16 protein-coding genes are annotated in these 24,343 nt (G+C 47.2%); 6 read left to right on the top strand and 10 right to left on the bottom strand.

Features of this window, described 5'->3' with window-relative positions:
• Window positions 1-179: 179 nt before the first annotated feature.
• From ACX9NY_RS01675 to ACX9NY_RS01665, 3 genes are all read left to right on the top strand, one after another.
• Entirely contained in the window at window positions 180-542 is a 363-nt protein-coding gene (locus ACX9NY_RS01675) for a winged helix-turn-helix transcriptional regulator (RefSeq protein WP_091013671.1), read from the top strand.
• 260 nt (window positions 543-802) lie between these two features.
• Window positions 803-5,773 (top strand): discoidin domain-containing protein, encoded by a 4,971-nt coding sequence (locus ACX9NY_RS01670; protein ID WP_472476815.1) that lies wholly within the window; start codon window positions 803-805, stop codon window positions 5,771-5,773.
• A gap of 174 nt (window positions 5,774-5,947) precedes the next feature.
• Window positions 5,948-6,667, top strand: a complete 720-nt coding sequence (locus ACX9NY_RS01665; protein WP_339236393.1) for an SDR family NAD(P)-dependent oxidoreductase — start codon at window positions 5,948-5,950, stop codon at window positions 6,665-6,667.
• Between the two features lie 79 nt (window positions 6,668-6,746).
• On the opposite strand, the gene ACX9NY_RS01660 is transcribed toward ACX9NY_RS01665, so the two are convergent.
• Complete coding sequence (locus tag ACX9NY_RS01660) at window positions 6,747-7,775, bottom strand: leucine-rich repeat domain-containing protein (protein WP_472476814.1); 1,029 nt, start codon at window positions 7,773-7,775, stop codon at window positions 6,747-6,749.
• Window positions 7,776-8,034: 259 nt separating this feature from the next.
• Between ACX9NY_RS01660 and ACX9NY_RS01655 the strand changes: the two genes are divergently transcribed.
• Window positions 8,035-10,110: a methyl-accepting chemotaxis protein gene (locus ACX9NY_RS01655; protein WP_472476813.1), complete on the top strand. Its 2,076-nt coding sequence runs from the start codon at window positions 8,035-8,037 to the stop codon at window positions 10,108-10,110.
• A 94-nt stretch (window positions 10,111-10,204) separates the two neighbouring features.
• Window positions 10,205-11,377 (top strand): aminotransferase class I/II-fold pyridoxal phosphate-dependent enzyme, encoded by a 1,173-nt coding sequence (locus tag ACX9NY_RS01650; protein ID WP_472476812.1) that lies wholly within the window; start codon window positions 10,205-10,207, stop codon window positions 11,375-11,377.
• A gap of 294 nt (window positions 11,378-11,671) precedes the next feature.
• Here the strand turns inward: ACX9NY_RS01650 and ACX9NY_RS01645 are convergent, their stop codons facing one another.
• From ACX9NY_RS01645 to ACX9NY_RS01630, 4 genes are all read right to left on the bottom strand, one after another.
• Window positions 11,672-13,720, bottom strand: coding sequence for an iron ABC transporter permease (locus ACX9NY_RS01645; protein ID WP_472476811.1), 2,049 nt, complete (start codon window positions 13,718-13,720; stop codon window positions 11,672-11,674).
• Window positions 13,717-14,718, bottom strand: a complete 1,002-nt coding sequence (locus ACX9NY_RS01640; RefSeq protein ID WP_472476810.1) for an ABC transporter substrate-binding protein — start codon at window positions 14,716-14,718, stop codon at window positions 13,717-13,719. Before ACX9NY_RS01640 ends, ACX9NY_RS01645 begins: the two co-directional genes overlap by 4 nt.
• Before the next feature lie 185 nt (window positions 14,719-14,903).
• Complete coding sequence (locus ACX9NY_RS01635) at window positions 14,904-15,446, bottom strand: CueP family metal-binding protein (RefSeq protein ID WP_339236409.1); 543 nt, start codon at window positions 15,444-15,446, stop codon at window positions 14,904-14,906.
• Window positions 15,447-15,553: 107 nt separating this feature from the next.
• Window positions 15,554-17,404 carry a helix-turn-helix domain-containing protein gene (locus ACX9NY_RS01630; RefSeq protein WP_472476809.1) on the bottom strand — a complete coding sequence of 617 codons (1,851 nt, stop codon included), beginning with the start codon at window positions 17,402-17,404 and terminating at the stop codon, window positions 15,554-15,556.
• A 201-nt stretch (window positions 17,405-17,605) separates the two neighbouring features.
• Between ACX9NY_RS01630 and ACX9NY_RS01625 the strand changes: the two genes are divergently transcribed.
• Entirely contained in the window at window positions 17,606-18,580 is a 975-nt protein-coding gene (locus tag ACX9NY_RS01625) for an ABC transporter substrate-binding protein (protein ID WP_472476808.1), read from the top strand.
• Window positions 18,581-19,233: 653 nt separating this feature from the next.
• Here the strand turns inward: ACX9NY_RS01625 and ACX9NY_RS01620 are convergent.
• The 5 genes from ACX9NY_RS01620 to ACX9NY_RS01600 form a co-directional block, all read right to left on the bottom strand.
• Window positions 19,234-20,007, bottom strand: coding sequence for a hypothetical protein (locus ACX9NY_RS01620; RefSeq protein ID WP_472476807.1), 774 nt, complete (start codon window positions 20,005-20,007; stop codon window positions 19,234-19,236).
• Window positions 19,967-20,365: a hypothetical protein gene (locus ACX9NY_RS01615; protein WP_472476806.1), complete on the bottom strand. Its 399-nt coding sequence runs from the start codon at window positions 20,363-20,365 to the stop codon at window positions 19,967-19,969. Before ACX9NY_RS01615 ends, ACX9NY_RS01620 begins: the two co-directional genes overlap by 41 nt.
• A gap of 175 nt (window positions 20,366-20,540) precedes the next feature.
• On the bottom strand, window positions 20,541-21,572 hold the full coding sequence (locus ACX9NY_RS01610; RefSeq protein ID WP_472479185.1) for an NAD(P)/FAD-dependent oxidoreductase: 1,032 nt from the start codon (window positions 21,570-21,572) through the stop codon (window positions 20,541-20,543).
• A gap of 3 nt (window positions 21,573-21,575) precedes the next feature.
• Window positions 21,576-22,592: an ABC transporter substrate-binding protein gene (locus ACX9NY_RS01605; protein WP_472476805.1), complete on the bottom strand. Its 1,017-nt coding sequence runs from the start codon at window positions 22,590-22,592 to the stop codon at window positions 21,576-21,578.
• A 102-nt stretch (window positions 22,593-22,694) separates the two neighbouring features.
• Complete coding sequence (locus ACX9NY_RS01600; protein WP_472476804.1) at window positions 22,695-24,320, bottom strand: helix-turn-helix domain-containing protein; 1,626 nt, start codon at window positions 24,318-24,320, stop codon at window positions 22,695-22,697.
• Window positions 24,321-24,343 lie beyond the last annotated feature (23 nt).

Here is a 24,343-nt window from a genome sequence, read left to right as displayed (position 1 = left end):
GGTGTTGGTTTCTATACTTGAATATGGACCATTATCGGCCACATCCAGTCAAAAGAAAATACACACAATGAAGTAAGGTACTTACCTCAAAGTGTGTATGGACTTCCGTGTCAGAACCGTGAGAAAATAAATAGTTACACCCTATAAAACACGTAAAACTTAAACTGAGGTGAATCAGGATGAAGCAATACAATCTGGGCATTGAAGCAACGCTCGAAATTATAGGCGGCAAGTGGAAAGCCTTGATCATCTGTTTGTTGATGTCCGGGGTAAAGAGAACGGGCGAATTAGAGCGAAGCATCCCCGGCATTTCGCAAAAAGTGTTAATTCAACAATTGCGCGAGCTGGAACGGGACGGCCTTGTCACCAGACATGTCTACCAGCAGATGCCTCCCAAAGTGGAATATGGACTTACAGAGTATGGCGTTACCGCCAATACCATCGTGGATGTCATGTGTACTTGGGGAAGGGACAATATTGCTCTCAGACAGCAGCGGGGCGAAGACGTTGTATTATTGGAAAACAACCAGCCCGAGTCTTGATTTCACAGTTGCACATTCCCCATACATTATGTAGGACATATGTCTCCTTTTCCACGAAAACGATTAAAAAACCTTTATATTCCAGACCAAATGATCGATATACACATTGGGGCACCTGAATATCCCGTGTTGAGCATTGGATTCACATCTCACAAATGCAACACGGGAGAACAGAATGATACATACGGTAGCGAGTAAGGGAAAAAGATAAGCTCTATCTGGTGAGATGGAAAGGGCTAACAAAGGAGAAGGAGAGTCATATGAAGGTAAGAACGAGTCAAAAAGGAAAGACACGCCACATCTACATCAACTTGATGTTATCTGTTCTGTTATTGATTAGCAGCATCCCGCTGTGGCCAATCTCAAAAGTGCACGCCGCAGAGGAGGAACATCATCTGTTATCCCTGAACCGGCCGGTGTACAGTTCCTCATCTCTGGGCGGCAATACGGCAGACCATGTGGTTGACGGCAACAAAAACACCCGCTGGGAAAGCATATGGCAGCAAGATCCGCAGTGGATCTATGTTGACTTAGGCGCGGTGGCCTCCATCTCGGGCATCTCCATCGAGTGGGAAAATGCGTATGCTTCCAGCTTTGATCTGGAAGTATCCAACGACGAAGTCCATTGGCAGTCTGTTTACTCCACAACAAAGGGACAAGGCGGCCTGAACGAAATTGAGGTCACAGCAGAGGCACGATATGTGCGCTTGTTCAGCCATCAAAGAGCACAGCAAGCCTATGGCATCTCTGTATACGAATTCAATGTATACGGGACGGGCGGAGCAAATCCATCTCCCAAACCAGCAGCCATGAACCTTGCACTTGGACAACCGGTTACAGCGTCTTCGGAAGAAATTGATGAGCCCAGTCGTTCAGCCGAGGATAAAGCCAAAATGGAAAAAAAGAATTACGAAGCTCGGAATGTAACGGATGGCAATCCAGATACACGCTGGTCTTCCATCTACAAGGATCAGGAATGGATTGTTGTAGACCTTGGACTGATCCGAGAAATCGGGAACGTATCCCTGCAATGGGAAAACGCTTTCGGACGTGCATATGATATTCAAGTATCCAATGACGCACAGCAATGGACTACATTGTACCGGGAATTGCACAGCAACGGTGGACGGGATGAAATTCCGGTATACGCCGAAGCACGGTATGTGAAATTGGCCGGACTTGGCAGAGGAACAACCAACGGATACTCCCTGTACGCATTTGATGTCTACGAGTATATCGAAGGTGATGCCAAACCTGTGCATACCATTCCGAATATCCCTGAACCGTCATCCGTACAGATGGGTTCCGGCAGTTACGCTGTAAATGACATCACGATGCTGCAGCCGAAAAATCCGAAAAATCGTACGGCTGATATTACGGCGCCTCTCCCTTCCAATGACTGGTGGCAGTCTATTCTTGTATCTGATCTGGGGGATGGCAACAGTCTGGTCACACTCCCACTCAAAAGCAGATATACCAAACAAGGACTTCAACTTCTGAACCCCGGAGCTGGTTACGTTTCAGCTGATGGCGGTTCTATGGACGCTGACGGGGAACCGGATCTGATCATGACCACCAGTAATATGAATCCGGCGGAGGTCAATACCAAGGTGGCGGGATATGGAGATTATTCCGCAACGATCATCATGAGTGATGATGAAACGGCCAAAATGAACACCACGTTTGTGAAGGGTTCCCCTTTCCTGTACAACACCTTCGATAACCCGGATACCATTATTGTTCGTTCGCCCAACATCACACGTCTCTTCGATGATCAGAACCGTGAAATTGTTCTGAAGGATGGAGAATCACTGACGGCCGATCATATCGGCGTTGAAATAACCAATCAGGATAGAGCTCCCAAGCCTCAGACCTTTAAAAGAAATTACGGGATCTTTGCACCTGAAGGAACCGTATTTATGAAACTTGGAAACACGCTCAAGATCAAGCTGGGCCAGAGCGAAAACTATCTTTCTCTGGCTACCCTGCCGTCCGCGGCAGAGCTGCCTTATTTTTACCAGCACGCCTACGCCTTTGTTACCGATACACAAGTGGACTACAATTATAACGAGAGCACTTCACTGGTAACGACTACCTTCAACTCGGTAACCCAGACGAAACGGGCAGGCTTTTCCTCCGAGACACTCATGGCCTTGTTCCCGCACCAATGGAAACTGGCGACTACTTCGTTAACGGAGCTTGCTTACCCTTCCATTCGCGGCATGATGAAAGTAAGTGAAGGCAATACGTTTACGACACAGGATCGATTCTATGGCATTATTCCGCAGTTTGTAGAGCCGGATGATCCGACCTACTCACGTGCACAATTAATCAGCTATCTGGATCAGCTTGACGCGGATACGGCAGGCAATCTGATGAGCGAGGATCCTTACTGGCAAGGGAAAAAGCTTCATCCGCTTGCGCTGGGTGTACTCATCAGCGACCAGATCGGAGATACGGTAAGGCGAGACCACTATCTGTCCCAGCTTCGAAACATTTTGACAGATTGGTATACTTATTCGCCGGATGAACCTTTGCACTCGTATTATTTTTATTATTCGGATGAGTGGGGAACCATTTTCCCTTACGGTAGTGGATTTGGTGTTAATACCGGATTGACAGATCATCATTTTACCTACGGCTATTACGTTTTTGCATCGGCTGTACTGGCCACATATGACCAAGCATTTTTGCAAGATTACGGCGACATGGTTGACCTTCTGATTCGGGACTATGCCAATCCTTCACGGACAGATGATCAGTTTCCAAGGCTTCGCAATTTTGATGCGTACGCAGGTCACTCCTGGGCAGATGGTTACGCCGATAATCGCAGCGGGAATAACCAGGAGGCGGCAGGTGAAGCCCTCTTTAGTTGGGTCGGACAATATATGTGGGGTGAGGTGACAGGCAACAAAGCCTACCGCGACACCGGAATCTGGGGTTTCGTAACTGAAGAAAAGGCTGCCGAGCAATACTGGTTTAATTATGACGGGGATAACTGGCTGGAGGATTACCAGCATGCTACGGTAGGTCATGTGTACGGCAGTGCCTACCTGTATGGAACGTACTTCTCGAATGAAGCCGAGCACATTTACGGTATTCACTGGCTGCCGCCAGCGGAATGGATGACCTATTATGGACGTGATCCGCAGAATACTAAGGCTCTCTACAATGGTCTCATCAAGGATCTGGGCGGTCAGCAGGAGCGCACATGGCAACATATTATCTGGCCGTTCCAGTCCATTGGAGACCCGCAAGGTGCTCTAGCCAAATGGAATACGAGCGAGATGCAGCAAAATGAAGTCTTTAACGCGTACTGGTTCATGCACAGCATGGCTTCTACAGGAACACGCACGATGGAAATCTGGGCAGATGATCCGGCAGCAACCGTGTACGAAAAAGACGGCGTCTATACAGCGCAAATCTGGAATCCGTCCGACACTGTCAAAACAGTGCATTTCTACAATGCCAATGGCGCTTTGGGTTCGGCTACCGTTTATGCCAAAGCGCAAGTAAAGGTTAACCCGCTGGAGCATTCCGTTGTTAAACAGCCGGATGCCTCTCAGGGTGTAGTCTATCTCGATCGGAGCCAATGGACCATTACGGCATCCTCCAGTTCAGAGCCGGTAGAGCGCATGGTCGACGGTGATCTGACAACACGCTGGTCATCCGGACAGATCCAGCAGCCCGGCGATTGGCTGCATATTGATCTGGGAAGCGAACAGTCTATGGATACGGTATTCATGAACTCCGGCAACAACGGCGGTGATTATGCTCACGGGTACGAAATCTACGTATCCAAAGATAACGAGAACTGGGCCCAGCCTATCGCAGAGGGCGCTGGAACATCTCCAAGTCTGTCCGTGGAATTGGGCATGCAAACCGCCCGTTATGTCAAGATTGTATTGACTTCCCCTGCGGACAGCTGGTGGTCTATCTCTGAACTCAAGCTTGCCCGATTTGGTAAACTTGACGCAACACCGGACCTCCCACAGCCTGTATCGCTTCCAGATCGCTCTTCATGGATCGTAACCGCCTCCTCTACTCAAGGAGCAGATGTGACGGCCAATATGCTGGACGGAAGTTCAAATACCCTATGGACCAATGGGAGGAAACAAATCGAAGGACAATGGATTACCATTGATCTTGGCCAAAAGAGTTCTTTCGATGCCATAGAATTGGACCCGGGTCATGCGAAAGACGACTATCCGAGACAGTATCGGATCTATGTCTCGGATGACGGCGAACACTGGGGCACGTCCATTGCAGGCGGCGAAGGCACGCCTGGACGCATGTCCATCACCTTCCCTGAACAGCAGGCACGTTATGTGAAGGTGGTACAGATCGGGAATTCCGATCAATGGTGGTCTATCTCCGAGTTGTTTATTCATCATAATGGAACGGGCAAACAAAAGCGGTTGCTGCCAGACGGCTGGTCCGTGACCACTTCCTCCGGAGACGATGCAGCGGCTATACTCGACGGCTCGGACCAAACACGCTGGACCTCCGGTCAGACTCAAACAGGCGGCGAATGGATTCAGATTGATCTGGGGGCCTCGCAGCCAGTGAATCGGATTGTGCTGGACAGCGCGCACAGCCGGGAAGACTTTGCTCGCGGTTATGAAGTATTTACTTCCCTGGATGGAGAGCAATGGGGGGAAGCCCTGGCTTCGGGTGAAGGATCATATCCGCTGCTTTCTATCCCCTTTGCATCACATGAAGCACGTTATATTAAGGTCGTACAGACGGGTACTGATTCTCATTGGTGGTCCGTGGCTGAATTAGAGGTCTATACCGCTGATCAGACACCCTGGATATCCGGGGAACAGGATGATCTGCTACCTGCTGAACTGGATCGAACATCATGGACAGCGACTGCCTCCACCTCTGGAGATGTTGTGGCGATGCTAGACGACGATCTGAATTCACGCTGGACCTCTTCATCTGGTCAACATGCCGATCAATGGGTCCAGATTGATCTGGGAAGCAAGCAGAGCTTCAGCCGCTTGACCATGGATTCGGGGAGCAGCAGTAACGATTATGCTCGCAGTTTCCAGTTATTCACTTCTGATGATGGCGAGCACTGGAATGGAGTTACGGAAGTCCTGGGAACAGAACCCGTCATTTCACATACGTTCTCCAAACAAACGGCGCGATACATCAAAATGGTTTTGACCGCGGACACTCCCGAGTGGTGGTGGTCCATTGCCGAGTTAAAACTTTACCATTAATGTCATCACGATCTGTTCAACCACCTCTCTCCCGTTCTTGCGGGACAGGGGTGGTTTTTCTATGCCAAGGATGAAGCATACCTCATTCAAACTTCATGTTCCATACATCACCTCTATAGTAAGATATAGATTAATGTATATTCACTAAATGCTATTCAACAAGGAGTGTTCCGTATGAAAAATATAATTGTTTTTGGTGCAAGCAAGGGATTGGGTGACGCATTCGTTAGAGGTGTGCCACAGTCCGGTGATAAAGTCTGGGTGGTCTCCCGCAGCAAGCCGGAAAGTCTGAACGTAGAGGATGGCGTCCAGCGAATATGGATTCAGGCCGATCTTTCCGAACTTCAGGCCGCGGAGCATATTGCCAACCAGCTTCAAGGCGAGACGTTGGATGTGCTTATTTATAATGTGGGGATCTGGGAGAAGGAAGGATTTGAAGAGCACTATACGTTTGATCGGGATGAACCCGCAGATATCAGTCAGCTTATTCATGTGAATGTGACCTCAACGATTGTATGTATACAGGCTTTACTGCCTCATCTTCGCCAGTCAGAGGCAGGCAAGATCATCCTGATCGGTTCAACAGCCGGTTTGAGCAATGCAGGCAACAGCCAGGTTTCATTTGTCGCCTCCAAATTTGCCATACGGGGTGTTACGGAAGCTCTAAGAGAGCATACGAGAGAGGACCGCATCGCGGTGACATGTATCAACCCGGGAGAACTGGCGGCAGCGATTCCTTATGAAGACGGAATGGAACGTGCACTCGCCGAGTATGACGGAACCCGTATTCCCTTACAGGATATGGTCGCCGTCGTTCGATGTATTATCAGCTTATCCAAGGCGGCCTGTGTGAAAGAGATCAACATACCCGCATTAACGGATATGAACACTTAGATAGCGATGACATCTGCCCGCACAACCGGTTCGTTCAGTGCGGGTTCGCTATGTATACATACGCTGGACTGAAGACCGTCTACATTAATACATGCGACAAGTGTGCAATGCCTATGGAATTCATGCGTTCATGCTCAGGAATATTTTCATATAACAAATTCGACTTTCCTGCCTTGGCCAGGTGATCACGCATAGCGGCAATCCGTCCTTTGTTCACACCAATATAACGAAAATCAATTTGGCGCAAGTGCTCCAGCTCGGTCAGTCCAGCAAAAGAATTCGCCTTGAGCGCCGTATTTATCTCCTTTAGTTCAATAGATTCCAAAGTGCCGGCTGTCCATAGATGTTCGGTATCCCGCAACGATTTCATATAGTCCAGTTCGAGCTGTCTGAGGCAGGTCATCTGGGAAAAGTCGCATAACTGCTCCAGCTTGGGCAAGGACAGATGCAGATACTCTAGCCCATGCATCTGTTCGATTCCCTGAACACTCGTCAGCTTGCGAACAGAGCTTAGCTTCAACATCGAGATAGTTGACTCTGTCAATACATCCAGTCCACCTTTTAACTCGCCATGATCCAGGGACAGATATTGAAGCATGGGCAGTTCAGCCAACACATCGAGTGATTCAATAGAGCAGTTCAGAATGATGGTGTTGAGACTTAGGCATGTTGCAATGGAAGCAAAATCTTTGAATTTGCCGCGGAGTTCAAGAAAGGTTAGTTGGTTGTAGTGTTCAATAAAATTGAGCCGGGTTGCCTTTGCAGGTGAATTCAACCTTAGAAACTGCAGTTGCTCCATCGCACCCAGAATCGTCAAATCCTGTGCCTGCGAAAGATCAAGCTGCAAGGCAGACACATGCTTTAATTGGGCAAGTCGCCCCAAAAATCCTGATGAATATCCCCCTTTAGGGTCCACATGCGATATGTGTAGAATTAGATCCGGCCGGGCAAAGAACACTTTGGCATCTAGCTCGGCAAGGTCCTCGTATGTATCCGCGTCGACGCGAAAATGAACCGTTGCTCTGCGGCGCAACAGATGCACCGCCTGGTGCATCTTTTCGGCATTCCATGGAGCCCCTTGTATCGAAGCGTGCCATACTTCACTCACAGATAATCCCCCTTTTTACACCCCTATAGTTCCAATTCATTCCATTATAAACAACATTACCTGGATGAACCACTACTGAACCCCGTTTTTCATTCCTATTCTCTTTTCAACCCTTCCTTTCATTTTCCTCATCTTCTAGTCCCTTTCCTTCCTGTTGCTTTCAATATTAATCGACAGAAATCTACATAAAACTATAGGACATGCCGACATATAACTTAGGCGTTTTGAGCTTTTTATTACTCATCTGGGGAGATGGAATATGTCGAACATGTTGAATAAGTGGGGTAAAAAGGGAGCACGGACATCCAGTATGGCAAATACGTTGTCCATTGTGCTGCTCGTCATCATCGTAGTCGTCTTTTCCGTGCTGGGAACTTTTATGTTCGCAAGCACACGAAACATTCTGGTAAAGCAGCAGGAATCCATGCTCCAGACCAAGACACAGGCTATTGTTAGTGAATTTGATGCACTATTCAAAGAAAAGGGCGCGCTGGTCAAACAAATGTCCACCAACACATTATTTAAGCAATACATAGAAACAACCGCATCTGCAGCAGATGCGGCAAGTTCAACCTACGCTGCTGAAACACAGGCGACACTGGCTGAAATTGTTAAGGCAGAGCCTTCATTTGCCGATGCTTGGGTCGCGGGTCTGGATGGAAAAGGTTTTTGGATTCAAAATGATGGTGTCGTCTCTGCACCGGACTTTGATATCCAGTCACGTCCATACTACAAGCCTGTTACCGGTGCAGACGGGCTTTATTTCTCCGATCCGTACATTGACGTTGCAGCAGGCGACGTACTTATGGGGATCTTTTACCCCATCAAAGACGACAACAATAACATGATCGGCTTCGCTGCAGCGGATATTGCGTTTAAGGATATTCCAGCCATCATGGAGAGTTATTCGCTTGGTAGCACGGGCTATTCCATGCTGCTGTCCAAGAGCGGGGAAATTCTGTACCATCCTGATCAAGAGAAGGTGCTGAAGGAGAACATCCTGGACAGTACGGGGGACATGGGGGAGATCGGCAAGAAAATGCTTGCCGGCGAACACGGCATACAGCTTATGAATGACAATGGGGAGCGTCGCTATATCGGCTACGCTACCAGCAAGGATACGGGATGGTCCGTTGGTCTGACGATAACAGAGAAAGAAGTACTGGGTGAATTAAAAACGTTCACGTGGATTACGCTTGGCGGTTTTGCTGCAGCCACTCTTCTGCTTGTGATTATCTGTTATATTACCCTTCGCCGTCTGTTACGCTCCATACCACAACTGCTGGCCAAGATCAAACAGATTGAACAAGGTGACCTCACCGTCATACTGGATATCAAATCCAATAATGAAATTGGACAGATCGCCACAGGTTTAAATTCCATGGTACAAAAAATTCAAGGTATGCTGCAAATGGTCGGCAGCTCAGCGCAAATTCTGAACCAGTCGTCGAATGATCTGCAAGCCATCTCCTCACGAACGGCTGTGACCATGAATGACACATCGACAGCGATTAACGAGATTGCCAATGCCACGAATTATCAGTCCATTGAAACGGAAAATATCTTACGCAAAACAGGCTCGTTATCCAGCCAAATCGATGAAATTGCCACCGATACACAGGCTATGGGGACGGTCGTACAGACATCTGCCGATCAAAGCAGCCAAGGACTTGCGGTCGTGGAGCAATTATCGAAATGGTCGGAGGAAAATCATCAGTCCACCCAAGCGGTATCCTCTATTATTCAGGAGATTGATCTGAGCCGGAATGAAATATCCAGTTTTGTAGATACGGTTAAACAGATTGCCTCTCAGACGAACCTACTCGCCTTGAATGCCTCCATTGAAGCCGCACGTGCTGGCGAACATGGAAGAGGATTTGCCGTTGTTGCCGAAGAGGTTCGCAAACTTGCAGAACAGACCGCTCAGGCAACAGAGGAAATTAACAAAAAAGTGAATATGATTGAAGAGAAAACAACCCTGTCGGTTGAACATACCATGCGCGGTATGAAGATTGCGGAGGAAAATGCCAAATCCGTCGAGGATACCAAGCATGTATTCTTCAGCATTAACCAAGACCTGAAAGATCTACAGCAGCGTATGATGCAGATTACCAACAACACCTCTAATGTACACAAACACAAAGATGAGATATTCCAGGCACTGGAGATTATTTCTTCCACCACAGAAGAGAACTCGGCATCGACGGAAGAAGTAAGCGCCAGCACGCAGGAGCAGCTGGATAGTATTGAACAGGTAGCTGATCTGTCGAAACAGTTGAACCAGCTATCTGGCAAACTGCAAGAGGAATTGAGCCAGTTTAAAGTGAAGTCATGATCCACAGGCGTTCCCCTGCTCTTCTCTTTTCGTCGCTGTCCATTTATTATTAATGAATATGTGTACGAAGAGGATTGGAGGCTGAATCATCATCATGAACTTTGCCAGACGAATGGATCATTTCAACGAAGGAATTTTCACACGGCTACTGGAGATCAAACGCCGCAGACTGGAGAACGGACAGCCGGTTATTGATCTCAGTGTGGGCACGCCAAATATCCCACCTGCGCAGCATATTATAACTGCACTATGCGAGGCCGCAGCTGATCCGGCTAATTATATATATGCAGTGAATGATCAGAGTGAGTTGCTGCAAGCTGCTAGCAATTGGTACAAGCAGCGCTATCAGGTCGAGCTGGACCCGGCATCACAGATCTGTTCCTTGCTCGGTTCACAGGAAGGGCTGGCACATATATCCCTCTCCATTGTAGATGAAGGTGATCTGGTGCTGGTCCCTGACCCCTGCTATCCCGTCTTCGCGGATGGACCGCTACTGGCAGGTGCTGAACTGTATTATATGTCGCAAAAAGAAGAAAACGGGTATGTTATTCAACTTCAGGATATACCGGAAGATATCGCCCATCGAGCGAAATTCATGCTGGTCTCCTATCCTAACAACCCAACAACCGCAATGGCACCGGATCAGTTCTATCTGGACCTGATTGCCTTCGCCAAAAAGTATGATATTATCGTGCTTCACGATAATGCTTACAGTGAACTCGTATTTGATGGAAAGTCTTGCGGAAGCTTCCTCGCGTTCCCTGGCGCCATGGACGTTGGTGTGGAATTCAATTCCTTATCAAAGACCTATGGCCTGGCCGGAGCTCGAATCGGCTTCTGTGTGGGCAATACAACCATGGTTTCCATGTTGAAAAAGCTAAAATCCAATATGGATTACGGGATGTTTCTGCCGATCCAAAAAGCAGCAATTGCTGCCATTACCGGCGATCAATCCGAGGTTGAACGGGTCAGAGCGATATACGAACAGCGCCGAGACATCCTCTGTGAAGGCTTCAGCCAACTCGGTTGGCCTATTGCCAAACCGGAAGCAACCATGTTTGTCTGGAGTCGCATTCCGGCTCACTACGACAGCTCAGAGCAATTTGCCATGGATCTGGTCACACATGCGGGTGTCATTGCAACCCCAGGCAGTGCCTTTGGTCCTTCAGGCGAAGGTTATGTTCGATTCGCGCTTGTTCAGGAGGTTGAAGTACTGCAGCAAGCTGTGGAATCCGTCAATCACAGCGGGATTTTGAAATCCAGCTAACAGGAACATCGTTAACATGTGCTCAACCATCAATCCCCTCATGGTCTACAGAGAGTATGAGCTTCACGTTTGATAACGTGATCTCAACTTCTTGAAGACCTGAGGGGATTTTGTCATTTGGTGCGGGACCAGACATTCATTGGATGGATGCTACTGTGTGTGCCTTCCAGGGTCCGACAAACCATTATTGATGAAAATAAGTTATCAGTTCAACGGGATTCTAAGCTGGCAGCTAAATGTTGCCAAGGGATAGCCAAAAGCCTGCTCGGGGAGCAGGCTTTTGGTTTCGATCATTTATACAGACTTTCGCCAGTTAGAACGATACATGAGATACAGGAAGTACGGTGTTCCAATGATCGCAATGAGTATGCCTGATGGAATCTCTGTCGGTGCCATGACGGTTCTGCCGATAGTATCGGCGAGCACCAACATGACTGCACCCGCTAATGCGGATAGGAACATGGATCGTCTTAACTTATTTCCTGTCAGTAACCGAACCATATGGGGTGCAATCAAACCGATGAAACCGACGGTTCCTACACAAGCAACAGCCCCTGCTGCAAGTAAAACACCAACTGCCATGGCCAATAATCGTGTACGACGTACACCCAGACCAAGTCCGGATGCACTATTATCGTCAAATACCAGCAGTTCGAATCTGCGTGCCAGCCACCAAGCCACCGGTACCAGAATCACCAAAAATAATCCGATAACCTTTACCTGATCCCAGGTACGAGCGTAGGTACTGCCTGTCAGCCAGATATATCCACTGCTACCGTATACCGCACCTCGTACAATCAGGATTTGAATACCTGCTCCAGCAATGGCAGACATCGCAATCCCCAGCAACACCACCGCAGATGGGGTTAGCCCTTTCTTCCAGGCAAGTGAGAACACAACCACTGCGGCAATGGCTGCACCGATGATTGCTGCAATCGGCAGCAAGTAACTTGGAAGACCTGGCCATAAAATAATAACCATCATTGCTCCGAGACCTGCACCAGAGGAAACACCCACAATTGAAGCATCCGCCAGCGGGTTCCGAACCGCCATTTGAATCAGCACACCGCTAATGGCCAGTGCTGCACCCGCACCTGCGGCAACAAGGGTACGTGGAATCCGAAGCTGAACCAAGGCGGAGAACAGTCCATCCGACTGGAACAGACTCGGCAACAGATCAGCCAGTGGAATCCGCATCCCGCCAAACATTGTACTGAGTAAGATAAGTCCGACAGTAATGACTGAAAATAAGACGGCCACGGGGCCGAATGCAAAGCGACGTGAAGTTGCTCCCGTGCTCATGGAAGTGGACATGCCTGATCCATTCGCAGCCTTCATTCGTTTGAGCACAAGCCAGATGAGCCACGGTGCACCAATGATCGCCATAACAGCACCTGTTGGCAATTCCATACTGGAGTTATGCACCATCTTGGCAAGGACGTCTGCCCCAACCAGAAGCGCTGCTCCCCATATAAACACACCGGGTAACAGTAATCGGTTTGAACGTACCCCACTCAATCGTACCAGATGGGGTGCAACCAATCCCACGAAGCCAATCGGTCCAATCACACTGACAATAACTGCAGCCAGCAATACGGCGAGAATTAAACCACCCGTACGAGCCAATCCAACCTTTTGTCCCAAAGAAGAAGCCGTTGATTCATCCAGCTCCAGCATATCCCACTGTCTGGACATGATTAACGCTAGAAGGGTGATGCCAATCACCCAAGGCCACGCATAAGACACACCACTCCAGTCATTCTGGACAAGTGTTCCGGAGCCCCAAAGAAATAACCCTTGTGTCTCCATGGAGAAAAATATATGTAATGCACTTGTAAATGAACCAAGCACCATCGATACAATCATACCTGACAATGCCAGTCGAACCGGACTTGATGTTCGTCCGCCGCCCATGAAATAAGCTGCAAAAGCGGCCAGTAAACCACCAAAAGCTGCGAAAAGAAAAGGAGACTGACTTAACAAACTCGGAAAAGCGATAGCTCCCAGCACCACCACAAAGTACGCTCCTGCATTAATGCCCAGCGTATCCGAAGCAGCCAGTGGATTACGTGTAATCGTCTGAAGCAAAGCGCCTGCTACAGCCAGTGCACCGCCTGCAAGAATACCAATCACCGTACGTGGCATCCGCAAATCCCAGACCATATTATGCTCTAATGAATCCTGTCTGCCTGTGAGCGAGTCCCAAACGACATGCAAAGGAATGGATGCCTCTCCATAAATTAGACTTACAAAAAAAAGCACGATGAGAGCGGTTAAACCGCCCCCATATATGCTTATTGTGCGCCAATTCATCGTTGGCTTGGATCTTTGAACCGAACTCATTTAGTAATCGCCTCAACAACACCGTCAACCAATACTTTGGAGGAGATCGGTCCACCAAAAGTCCATGTGGTGCTATCCAGTTGATAGGTGCGTTTGTCCTTCACGAAGTTCAGTCCGTTCCAAACCGAGTTATCTTTCATGGCTGTGCCAAAAACGTCATCGTCTGGTTGAGTGATGTAAATGAAGTTACTGTCCTTAACAGCGGTCAACGACTCAATGCCTACTGTCGAGAAACCGTAGTTCTCCAGTTTTTCCGGCTTCCAATCATTCACCAGACCAATTTTGTCCAATGTACCGATAACAACCGAATTATCCGTAAACATACGCAGGCTGACTGCATTTTGATACGTGAATGCTTGTGTCAGTGCAAAGTTGAAATTTTCTTTACCCGCAGCAGCCAGTTTTTCTTTGGCTTCTACATAGTGCTGATCGAGATCACTAAGAACTTGCTTCGCTTTGTCTTCTTTACCGAGAGCTGTTGCAATGGTATTAAAGATTTCTGTCATTTTGTCATAATTATAGCCATCGCCATCATACGGATCGAATTCAATGGTTGGTGCAATAGCATTAAGCTGATCGTAGACCGCATTATTGTTATCTGCGTTAGCAATGATCAGATCCGGCTTCAATGCAGCGATAGCTTCCAGGTTCGGCTCACCGCGTGTACCGATATCCGTTACACTGTCATCCAGTGCTGCTTCGGATGTTACCCACACTTTATAGTTAGCGTTATCTGCATTACCTACTGGCTGAACCCCCAGGGCAACAACATCTTCCGTATATGTCCATTCAAGTGTAACGACACGTTCTGCTGGCTTGTCCAACTTAAGCTCTCCACGTTTATGCTTCACCATAACAGGACCTGCTGTCTCTTCAGCGGGAGCACTGCCCGAATTAGTACCTTGACTTGTATCTGTTGTAGTCGTGGTTTTACCACAACCCGCCAAAATCAGCACAAATGCCAGCATGATCAACAGTCCGTTTAACCCTTTTTTCATATCTTGATCTCCCCTGTTTATATGTATTTATATGATAACAATTATCATTATCACTATTGGATTATGCCGTAGGAATGAATTTTTGTCAATGAAAAGTACTTTATTCCAACTCTTTTATAAAATAAAAAAAAGGAAAGGGATTGCTCAACGGCCATCCTTCCCCTTCTATTGCTTGTCTATTGGCGTTAACTCAACTGCATCGTAGTGATACAAGTATTATCATTTTCGTATGTAGACAATTGCGCTTCTGCAACCTTTCCATCTTGAACAATACGAATCAGATAGGTTCTGTCTCTTGGCACCCAAAAGTCCATGAATCCGTTCGCACCAGACTTGATCACTTCGTCTTTCATAAACGTGTTGCCTTGGGAATCGTGAATGGTAACACTGAATTCCTTATTGCTCATTTCCCCCTGACAACCAGTTAAGCTATGAATGGCACAGGGATGGGTCTGATCCACATAGGGTGCAATGGAAAGGAAAAATTCATTTTCAGGCAAATTATATGTAGTCGTATGTTTATCTTGATCGGTGACAATTAACTGTTTGGCATTAATGGAGGCTGATTCCGGCGTCTCTTTTCCTGTGCTGATCTCTTCCACCAATTTTCTGATGTTAGGCGCATTGGCTGTACCTGCCTCTTCCTTGCCCGTATTACTTGCGATCAGGTATGTTCCGATCACAATGACAATTGCAACACTTGCAATGATCCACATTTGTTTTTTCATCTGGAGTCCATCTCCTCGTCCGTTTTCATTAAGTATAATGGAGAACATACCTTCATGGACCTATACAGCGAGGAATTCACCAGATATTCACATATATGGTTGGTTGATTACCTCATAATCCGCTCTGCCATTTCTTCGGCTTGCAGCACCGCCGACAACGGGTCGGACAGAAAATATCTATTCCAATCAAGGTTAATAATCCGGCAGTGCTCTGTCTCGATCGATTTCTGCCATAGTTTGACTGAAGATGGATCATCAGAACCATGTCTTGGACCATTATCCAACACCAACAGGTAGTCCTCCAGATACCCATCTACCGCACTCCGCGCAATATCCAGAGATTCCAGACCCGGCTCTAGCAACTCCTGACGAACCTTGCCTGCCGGCTTCAAGTTCAGTAATCCGTAGGCCGCCTTACCTCCACGTGTTCCCGTATCTCCCACAAGGGTAATATGTTCTCCCCAATTCGGATCGATGAGGGTAAATGTCTTCTCAGAAGAAACCTTGCTCGTGATCGTTTGCTGCAAAGTATGTACCCTCCGCATGTATTCCTTAATCCATGCTTCAGCTTCTGTATGTCGGTTCAGAATACGCCCCATCTGACGGATCCCCTCCGGGACAGAGCCGTATCCACCCCCTCCATAGACTACTGTAGGCGCAATCCGGGCATAGGAAGCATAGGCAGCAGGATTCCACGTGATAATGAGATCCGGTTCCAGTTCAAGCACCTTTTCAAGGGAGATAAAATTATGATTGCCAATATCCTGTACTTGGTCGCAGATATAAGGCTCCAGCATTTGGTTGCTTTCAATGAGTGAATGCGGCGCTCCGAGAGGTGTTACTCCCAATGCCAGTACTTCTCCCAAATTCCAGTCCACAACAACACGGCTAGGCTTGTTCGGTATCGTAATCTCGCCCATGCTTGTGGCAAACATCCGAGCTCTGGCTCTTGGCATCACGGGCGTCGAGGACTTCCTCACTTGGACTCCGTTCAAAGCTATAATATCCTGTTCTGACATGGTCTGGTCAGCTTCAAGTATGGGTATCTTTCGCTCACTCCATTCCGGATAATGACTCTCCAGAGAGGCGTGTGGTTGGAATGTTTGCAGGGCTAGATCTGGAACATTGCTTTCTCGACGCTTCCTATAATATTCAGGAGAAACCCCATAATGTTTCTTGAAGTAGCGACTTAGTGTATAACCGTTCTCATAGCCTACTCTCTCGGCGATTTCCTGCAAGGTCCCTTTCGTGCTTACCAGTAGTTTCATTGCATGTTCCATCCGAATCTGTGACAGCACACGACCGGGACTTGTGTTCAATTGAAGCTGAAACAACTGGTTCAGATACCTTGGACTGCAATCCAGCATATCAGCTACCTGTTCCATCTTGAGTGGTTCCGCGTAGTGACGGTGCAGATATCGCACTGCTTGATCTACCCGGTCCAGCTTCGTACGTTTCTTCCTCTGCTCTTGCAATTGTTTCAGCATCTCGGCGAGCCATTGGTAGAATAATGCCTTGGTTTGAATCCGGCCTGCTGACTGTAGTTCATTCCACTGTCTGTATATCCATTGCATAATCTCAATTAAAGGCATTGGATACCTTGGTTCAAATCCATAACTTACTTGCAGAGAATCTGACCCGGAACTGGTTAGGGAACTTCCCATATTGGCCCTCTCTGGCTTTGGTGACGAATAAGACAACATATATATTTCAATCTGCTTCTTAGCAAGACAATTCAGATGCGTTCCTTTGGAGGCGTGCAGAACATAAGCTCCTTTAATCTGATGCATCGCTTGCCCAAGCCAGATCTTCCCCTTGCCATTCGTAACCAATAAAAAAGCATTCGAGGGAAGCGTCCACGTATCAGGGTCTCCACTGATGTTAACAGTCATGATTTGAATATCCAGTAATCGAATGGTTATATGCTCCCATAATGCCCCGTATTCTTCTATGTTCATCGTCATGGACCTTTCTATTATTTCTCGTTACCACATCCATAGCTTTGCCTCATCATATATGATAATCATTCTCAACTCAACCTGCGACGGAGTTCTGAAATGGGTATGCTTTCACTTCCGAATCGGTTATTGTGCAATCGCAAGTTTCCCTCTAGAGTTGTATTAAATGAAAATCATTATCAATTAGAAAGAGGGTTCTTCATGTTGTTTACGAAAGCTTGGTATCGTATGCTCCTGCCTGTTTTGCTGATTATGGCCATATTCATGAGTGGTTGTGCCCAGAACGGGAAAGTGGAGCCAGCTGCGACAGAAACAGAAAACACCGTACCACAGACAAGAACACTTTCCACGATGATGGGAGACGTTACCGTCCCCCTCACCCCGGAGCGGGTTGTTGTCGACTGGAATATAGGACATGTTCTGGCTGTCGGCGTAACACCTGTTGGTGTGCCGAGCAGCCTGCTGGATTATGGCATGTTCCTGCGTGACAAACTTGTGGATAGCGCGGATTTGGGCAACCATAGTGAGGTTTCACTTGAGAAAATGGTAGAGTTGGAACCGGATCTGATTATCACATGGGATCAGGAGAAATTTCAGACCTATTCCAAAATCGCTCCGACTGTCGTATTCGTGCCCGATCAGTATGATTCCATGGAAGACGAGGTAACCGCCATGGGCGAGATTCTGAATCGCGAAGCAGAAGCCATCGCGTGGAACGAATCGTTTAAACAACGGATCGCAGCGGCTCAGGCCAAAATCAAAGGCGTGATTCCGGACGAAGCCACCTTCACGGTTGCCGATTTCAACTTCTTGAAAAATCCCGCCATTATCGGCAACAGTGCCAATCGTGGTGGAAGAGCAGCCTATGAATTGCTCGGACTGACTCCAGCACCCAAGGTGAAGTCAGATCTTCTGGACCAAGGTAAAGAAAACTTGGAAGCCAGCGCAGAGGTATTTGGAGAGTACGTGGGTGATTACCTGCTGATGATGGTTACAGAAGGCACGAAGGATCACTCCCTGTTGCCTAATGTCTGGGATAACCTGCCTGCGGTGCAGAACAATCATATCTTCAAACTGGATATCCATAAATATTTCACCGCTGATCCCTATACCTCCATTCTACAAGCTGAAGAGATCGCAGATCGACTCGCAAGTGGACAGACGGAGCTGAACTAGAGGAGTCTATAATCTATTGAAAACCAGCGAAGAATGCGAACACTGGAAAGCCTTTGAAACTTAACGTGTCTGTCTGGAGCAGTCAAGCGTACTGAATCCCGAATGTGTGAGAACACACCCTTCAAGTGAGAGTAAGCGATGGAGGCGTCGTAAAAGTAGATTTCCCCCTCCCAATGAAAAGCCACGCTTCGGGCAAGACTCTGGGCGAGATTCAGGATCGTCCTCCAGGCCAGCCGCCGGTTGGATCAAAACATTGAGCGAGCATAATGAGTTTGGTGCATCAAGATACTCAGCCGTGCGGCCATGTTTACGTGCTAACGAATCTGAGGCGTCTTATTCCAGGATTTGAAGCCACTGCGAAAATCTAAAGAACTTGAGACACGCTATATCCGAGAAAAGAGCTGTTTTCAATCTGTTTATCAGGGAATTTTGGTAGATAACGTGTCTGAGGTTCCTTAGAGGATCACCAATCCATCCTTAGGTAATCTTCTATCCATTCGCCATGATTGGCAGTCTGGGATTCAAGACTTTTTATCCAGTTCAAAAAAGGAGTAAACAAACAGCGCACACCAGAATGATTCAGGTGGCGCTGTTTTATTTGGTTTGAATATGTCGCTTTCGTCAATAAGCTTAAACCGAAATACTATATCTAGTTAAACAAATAAGTGTTCATACTTTCGAATCTGGGATCTTAAAATTTGAGCAACTCTCCCGAGATCTTGATCATGCTGTTCAATGAATTGAATAACTGAAGATCGATCGAATTGAAGATTTGTTTCCAGCGCACGTGCTTGTTTGGAAAAATCACTGCTAAATGGTTTTGCCTTAATCTTACGCAATGCGATACTTGTTGGCATGCTCAACGGATAATCTGTTGTATCTGACAAAAGGCTTAGACCGTGATCAAAAAGTGGGCAGAGCCTATATCCATCAGGACCATGTATAAAAGCGATATTATTCAAATGTCGGTCTTCATTTAGCAGAATAGCGTCTAGTGGTAACATGATTGAGAAGTACTCCAGCGTATCTAATTTCAATACATCTTTGAGAAAATCAACAACTAAAAGCACGGAATCTCGTGTGCTCTGTCCTTGCTGTAAATCATCAAATTTGACACCATAACTCTCTAAAATGCGATGCAAAGTTATGATACTCTCTCCCGGCTGCAGAAAATCTTCAGAATAACAACCCGGATATTCAACGTTTTCCTCGATTAGAATACATTGTGTATAAGGAACTATAAGTCCTGATGGAATATTGGATCGACTAATTAGCTCAAACCCTACCCACTCCGCCAGTCCTTCATAACCAAATTTATTTGCTTTTCCCCACTTGTTCTCAATCTTCCACTTTAATTGGTCGCCCTTGCTGCTACTGACAAAAGTCTTACGAGAATCCTTGCTCACCTGCAAAACGGGGATGGACATCAGAACAAGACAACTCCTCATTAGAAAATCGAATCCAGACATAATCATCATATAATACACCATGGGTTTGTTTTACGATCTCCGAAGCTACATAATCATTCAGACCCAATGATTGCAAAATTTTATCGGCATGGTGTCTGGTGCGAGGGAAACATCTGGATTCAAAGTAATCCAGTACATCTCCTACGGTCACTTTGGACTTACTTGGAAAAGGGAGAAAAACAGGCGATACATTTTTATCTTGCCATACATCAACCGTCTGATTGTTATAATCCAACTTCACTTTGGCAATCACCTGGTCATGCTCCAAGACCTCAAACTCAAGAGGAGAAGATATAAACTTGTTCATTTTTTTCATCTGCTACCTCCCATAGTGATCTGTCATATTTCTTTGATATGATTATATCATTTCTTCAACTTGTATTTCATTGTCTTGCTGTATCATTCTCATTGCAAAAAGCCCGACGCAATTTTGAGGCAATCTCGAAATTGTGCCGGGCTCTTCAGATTAACTGCCATCCGTACTAACCCAACTACATATTGGAGAGGGCTTTGTTTTTTTCATAGAACCTGGCATTGTGAGAAGATACACCTGCCATATCCGAGGCACCAGGTTCCAGATACATCTTGGCACTGTTGACCGCAAGCACCGCATCGTTAAAAGCACCTGCAATTAGCCTGACTTTGCTTCCATAGGTGATGAAATCACCTGCTCCGAATATGCCTGGAATATTGGTACGCATACGCTGATCAACGGAGACGCCGTAGTCTTCACGCGCCAGTCCCCATTGCACGAGGTTGCCAAAGTCACGATCATACCCATGGCTTACGACGACTTCATCCACCTCAACAGGCATGATCTCACCGGTCTCCACATGGACCAACTCGACACGATCGATTTGATCACCTGTACCGTATAAGCGAGAGATGGTATAGGGTGTCATGACTTTGGATTGAGCTTTCATCTGGGCAACAGGTGACTCATGTCCGCTGAATTCATGGCGCCTGTGTACTACCGTAACTTCACTTGCGATCTTGCCCATTTCATTCGCCCAGTCGACTGCGGAATCGCCGCCACCCGAGATCAGAACTCGCTTCCCGGCAAAACGGGACAGATCGGTTATCGTATAATGAAGATTCGTCAGTTCATACCGATTGGCACCCTCGATATCCAGCTTTTGCACCTGAGTCATGCCTCTGCCCGCACATAATAGGATGGTACGTGTGTAATGATGCTCTCCTGTCTTGGAAATGAGTTCAAATACACCATCCTCACGTCGTTCAAGCTCGGCTATTTCCTGTCCAAACACAATCGTTGGATCGAATGTCCTCGCTTGCCTTTCCAGTGAATCAATCAACTTCTCACAGCGAATCGGATCAACCCCGCCCACATCCCAGATCAGCTTCTCCGGATAAGTACGCATGAATCCGCCCAGTTCCTGCTTGGCCTCAATGATCTTGGTACGCATGGCTCTCATGCCACTGTAAAATGAGGCATACATGCCAGCAGGCCCACCACCAATGATCGTAATGTCATAGATATCCATGTGTGTCTCCTTCGTCATCATCTATGGCACCAACTTTTCAACAACGTAGTCCATCAGTTTTACAGAACCGATGGGACCTACACCGGATACGAATTGGCTTGTCTTCAATGGGAAGACATGATCATTCTTCACAGCCTCCAGATTCGACCATACCTGGCTTGCTTTCAGATCTTCCATGGATTTCTTCGTGTCATAACCCACGAGGGTTCTGTCTTCCAGGAAAATATAATCCGGATTCATCTCAGGCAAGAATTCCAGTGAGAACTGACTAAACCAATCTGTAGAATCTTTGATAGCCTCTGGGCTATTCAGATCCAAGATATCATAGAAGAAAACACTGCTGCTTCCTCCTTTGGGTCCCATGAACCGGTAACGATTGTGCTCCACCCGGAGAACCAATACAGTCTTGTCTCCCAGGGCTGCCGCAATCTTCTCTTTCGCTTGTGAGGCTTTCTCGTCGAATTCAGCCAGTATTTTGGCAGATTCTTCATTCTTATCGAATAGGACAGCCAACTTCGGCATGGCACGCTTCATTTCACTGTTGGCATCCAGTGCCACCGTTGGAGCAATTTTGGATAACTCGTCATATACACCCTGTTCCATGCCTTCGCCCGCTGTAAGGATCATATCCGGTGACAACGCCAGCAACTGCTCATAGTTATATTGGTATTGCTCCACTTCGATAACCTGAACACCATGTTCTTTAAAATAAGCAGGGCGATATTCCGCTTCAACTTCGGGAGTTAACAAAACCATTTGGGGTGTAACCCCCATCTCAATCAGATACTCGGCATAGATCGAATCAAACACAATTAAATTTTGAGGATGGGCAGGAATCGTTACTTCCCCAAACTGATCCTGCACCACTTTAGTTCCGTTAGCATCCTCTGCTTCGTCTGTTGGACTCGCTGCTCCTTCAGTTGTAGCACCAGCTATTTCGGCTGCAGCGTTTTCTTTAGCAGTTCCATTGGAACATGCGGCCAGCATCATACAGACCACCAACATCAAGATGGCCAATCCTTTGAATCTTCGTGACATGATATACTTCGCCCCTTATCTATAATGATAATGATAATTATTATCAAATGGTATCAAATAAGAAGTGCTGCTTCCATAGCATATCGTGCGTATTCAGTTGGATTATTGTGCTCTCTCATGATGAGATTCCGTAAGATGGCGAATGATCTGATTAAGTATCAATGCAAGTCCCGTAATTCCGTGGCCGTCCACCCACAGGTTGGTATCCACATAAAATACACGATTATTTTTTACAGCCTGCAGGTCATTCCATTGCGGACTCTCCCATAGTCTGCTCATATTCTCTTCAGCACTAAAGTGCTGCATCATCCGTTTCTCCACAAAGAGGTAGTCAGGATTGGCTTGCGTGAGCAGTTCAAGTGAACAAGGATTAAACCAGGCTGCACCTGAATCCAATGCTTGCGGCAGTGCTAATCCAAGCTGTTTATATAACAAATTCGATACCCCGTGGGAATGCCCACCCAGATATCGATAACCAAATGCTTCAACCCTTAGAAGCATGACTGTCGATGCGGATTGAATGATGGGGTGCAACTGTCGCTTGGCTGCACTGACCTCGTGTTTCATCTGCAGATGCAGTCTATGGGCCTCTTCTTCTTTGAGAAACCAGCCTGCCAGTTGATCGAGCATTGGTTCGACATCTTGATGAAGGCCGGTTAGAATCGGTGCAATTGTGCGCAGCTCCCTTTTGACATCCTCTGTTAATATGTTTCCAATCAACATCTCCGGCTGGACTTGCCGAACAAGTTCGATCTCCACCTCATACTGTGTAACCTCCAGCATCTTCACTCCATGTGCTATAAATTGTTCCCGATGATGTGGGGACAACAGGATCGGAGTGACCACTACGGCATGGGGGATGACACCCAAATGAATCATGATTTCGCCACAGATGGGAGACAGTGACACGATCTTTCGCTTCGTCATCGTCTGCCTATATTTTTTAGGAGATATGCCCGTTAATTGTTTGAAGCGCCGGCTGAAATAATGGGCATCTTCAAATCCAGACTTCTTGGCAATATCCTGAGAGGTTGCTCTAGTTAATAACAACTCTTCCTGCGCGCGATAGATCCGGTAATGTGCCAGATAATCCAGAGGTGGCTTACCATATCGCTCACTAAATTTGCGGGAATAATGCCACGGGCTCATACCTGAAATCTGGGCTAATTGCTTGCGTGTGATCACCTGATCATGATGCTGTTGCATGTAATGAACGGATCGACGCAGGCTCTCTTCTGTCGTATGCATCTCGTCCGGCTGAGCTTGGTACAGATGGTCCAACAACTCATGAATCAGATGTTGTCTGCGAACCCATACTGCATGTGGATTTTGAGACACCTCCCCGCTTACCCGCTGGCTAAGTCTGCCTAAGCTCCCACCCGTCAGTTGTACCTTCTGGTATCCAGTGTCGTGAGGAACATGCCAATAATGCTTCACGATCTCTCGTTGGTTCTGATGCATTGTGTACGTATGGAATTGAATATGCCACCCTGCCAGATCCTGAAGCCCTCCCTCCATCACTTCAATCACGACATTTTCTTCTACCGCAATAAGTTGTCCATAAGAAACTTCAACTGGATGCCCATTTATTTTCCAAATGGCTTTTCCATCCATAAGGAGGATAAAGGAGGGACTCGAAAAATAATGCACCCTGCCCGCAGTCATCCAGACTGGGGTTAAAGGTTCGGATGATAGCCACTGCGCCACCCATGCTACATTGTTCGTCATAAGATTAATCCTTTCCACGCGCT

This window comes from Paenibacillus sp. CB74 (assembly GCF_055687625.1).
Note: the sequence above shows the minus strand (reverse complement) of the source record. Positions and strands in the feature narration are given on the sequence as shown.

Bases quoted from the DNA above. Each gene is read 5' to 3' on its own strand.
- ACX9NY_RS01605 (WP_472476805.1), bottom strand. From the start codon at position 22,592: ATGTCACGAAGATTCAAAGGATTGGCCATCTTGATGTTGGTGGTCTGT.
- ACX9NY_RS01610 (WP_472479185.1), bottom strand. From the start codon at position 21,572: ATGACGAAGGAGACACACATGGATATCTATGACATTACGATCATTGGT.
- ACX9NY_RS01655 (WP_472476813.1), top strand. From the start codon at position 8,035: ATGTCGAACATGTTGAATAAGTGGGGTAAAAAGGGAGCACGGACATCC.
- ACX9NY_RS01670 (WP_472476815.1), top strand. From the start codon at position 803: ATGAAGGTAAGAACGAGTCAAAAAGGAAAGACACGCCACATCTACATC.
- ACX9NY_RS01625 (WP_472476808.1), top strand. From the start codon at position 17,606: ATGTTGTTTACGAAAGCTTGGTATCGTATGCTCCTGCCTGTTTTGCTG.
- ACX9NY_RS01630 (WP_472476809.1), bottom strand. From the start codon at position 17,404: ATGAACATAGAAGAATACGGGGCATTATGGGAGCATATAACCATTCGA.
- ACX9NY_RS01640 (WP_472476810.1), bottom strand. From the start codon at position 14,718: ATGAAAAAAGGGTTAAACGGACTGTTGATCATGCTGGCATTTGTGCTG.
- ACX9NY_RS01650 (WP_472476812.1), top strand. From the start codon at position 10,205: ATGAACTTTGCCAGACGAATGGATCATTTCAACGAAGGAATTTTCACA.
- ACX9NY_RS01615 (WP_472476806.1), bottom strand. From the start codon at position 20,365: ATGAAAAAAATGAACAAGTTTATATCTTCTCCTCTTGAGTTTGAGGTC.
- ACX9NY_RS01620 (WP_472476807.1), bottom strand. From the start codon at position 20,007: ATGTCCATCCCCGTTTTGCAGGTGAGCAAGGATTCTCGTAAGACTTTT.
- ACX9NY_RS01675 (WP_091013671.1), top strand. From the start codon at position 180: ATGAAGCAATACAATCTGGGCATTGAAGCAACGCTCGAAATTATAGGC.
- ACX9NY_RS01600 (WP_472476804.1), bottom strand. From the start codon at position 24,320: ATGACGAACAATGTAGCATGGGTGGCGCAGTGGCTATCATCCGAACCT.
- ACX9NY_RS01645 (WP_472476811.1), bottom strand. From the start codon at position 13,720: ATGAGTTCGGTTCAAAGATCCAAGCCAACGATGAATTGGCGCACAATA.
- ACX9NY_RS01635 (WP_339236409.1), bottom strand. From the start codon at position 15,446: ATGAAAAAACAAATGTGGATCATTGCAAGTGTTGCAATTGTCATTGTG.
- ACX9NY_RS01665 (WP_339236393.1), top strand. From the start codon at position 5,948: ATGAAAAATATAATTGTTTTTGGTGCAAGCAAGGGATTGGGTGACGCA.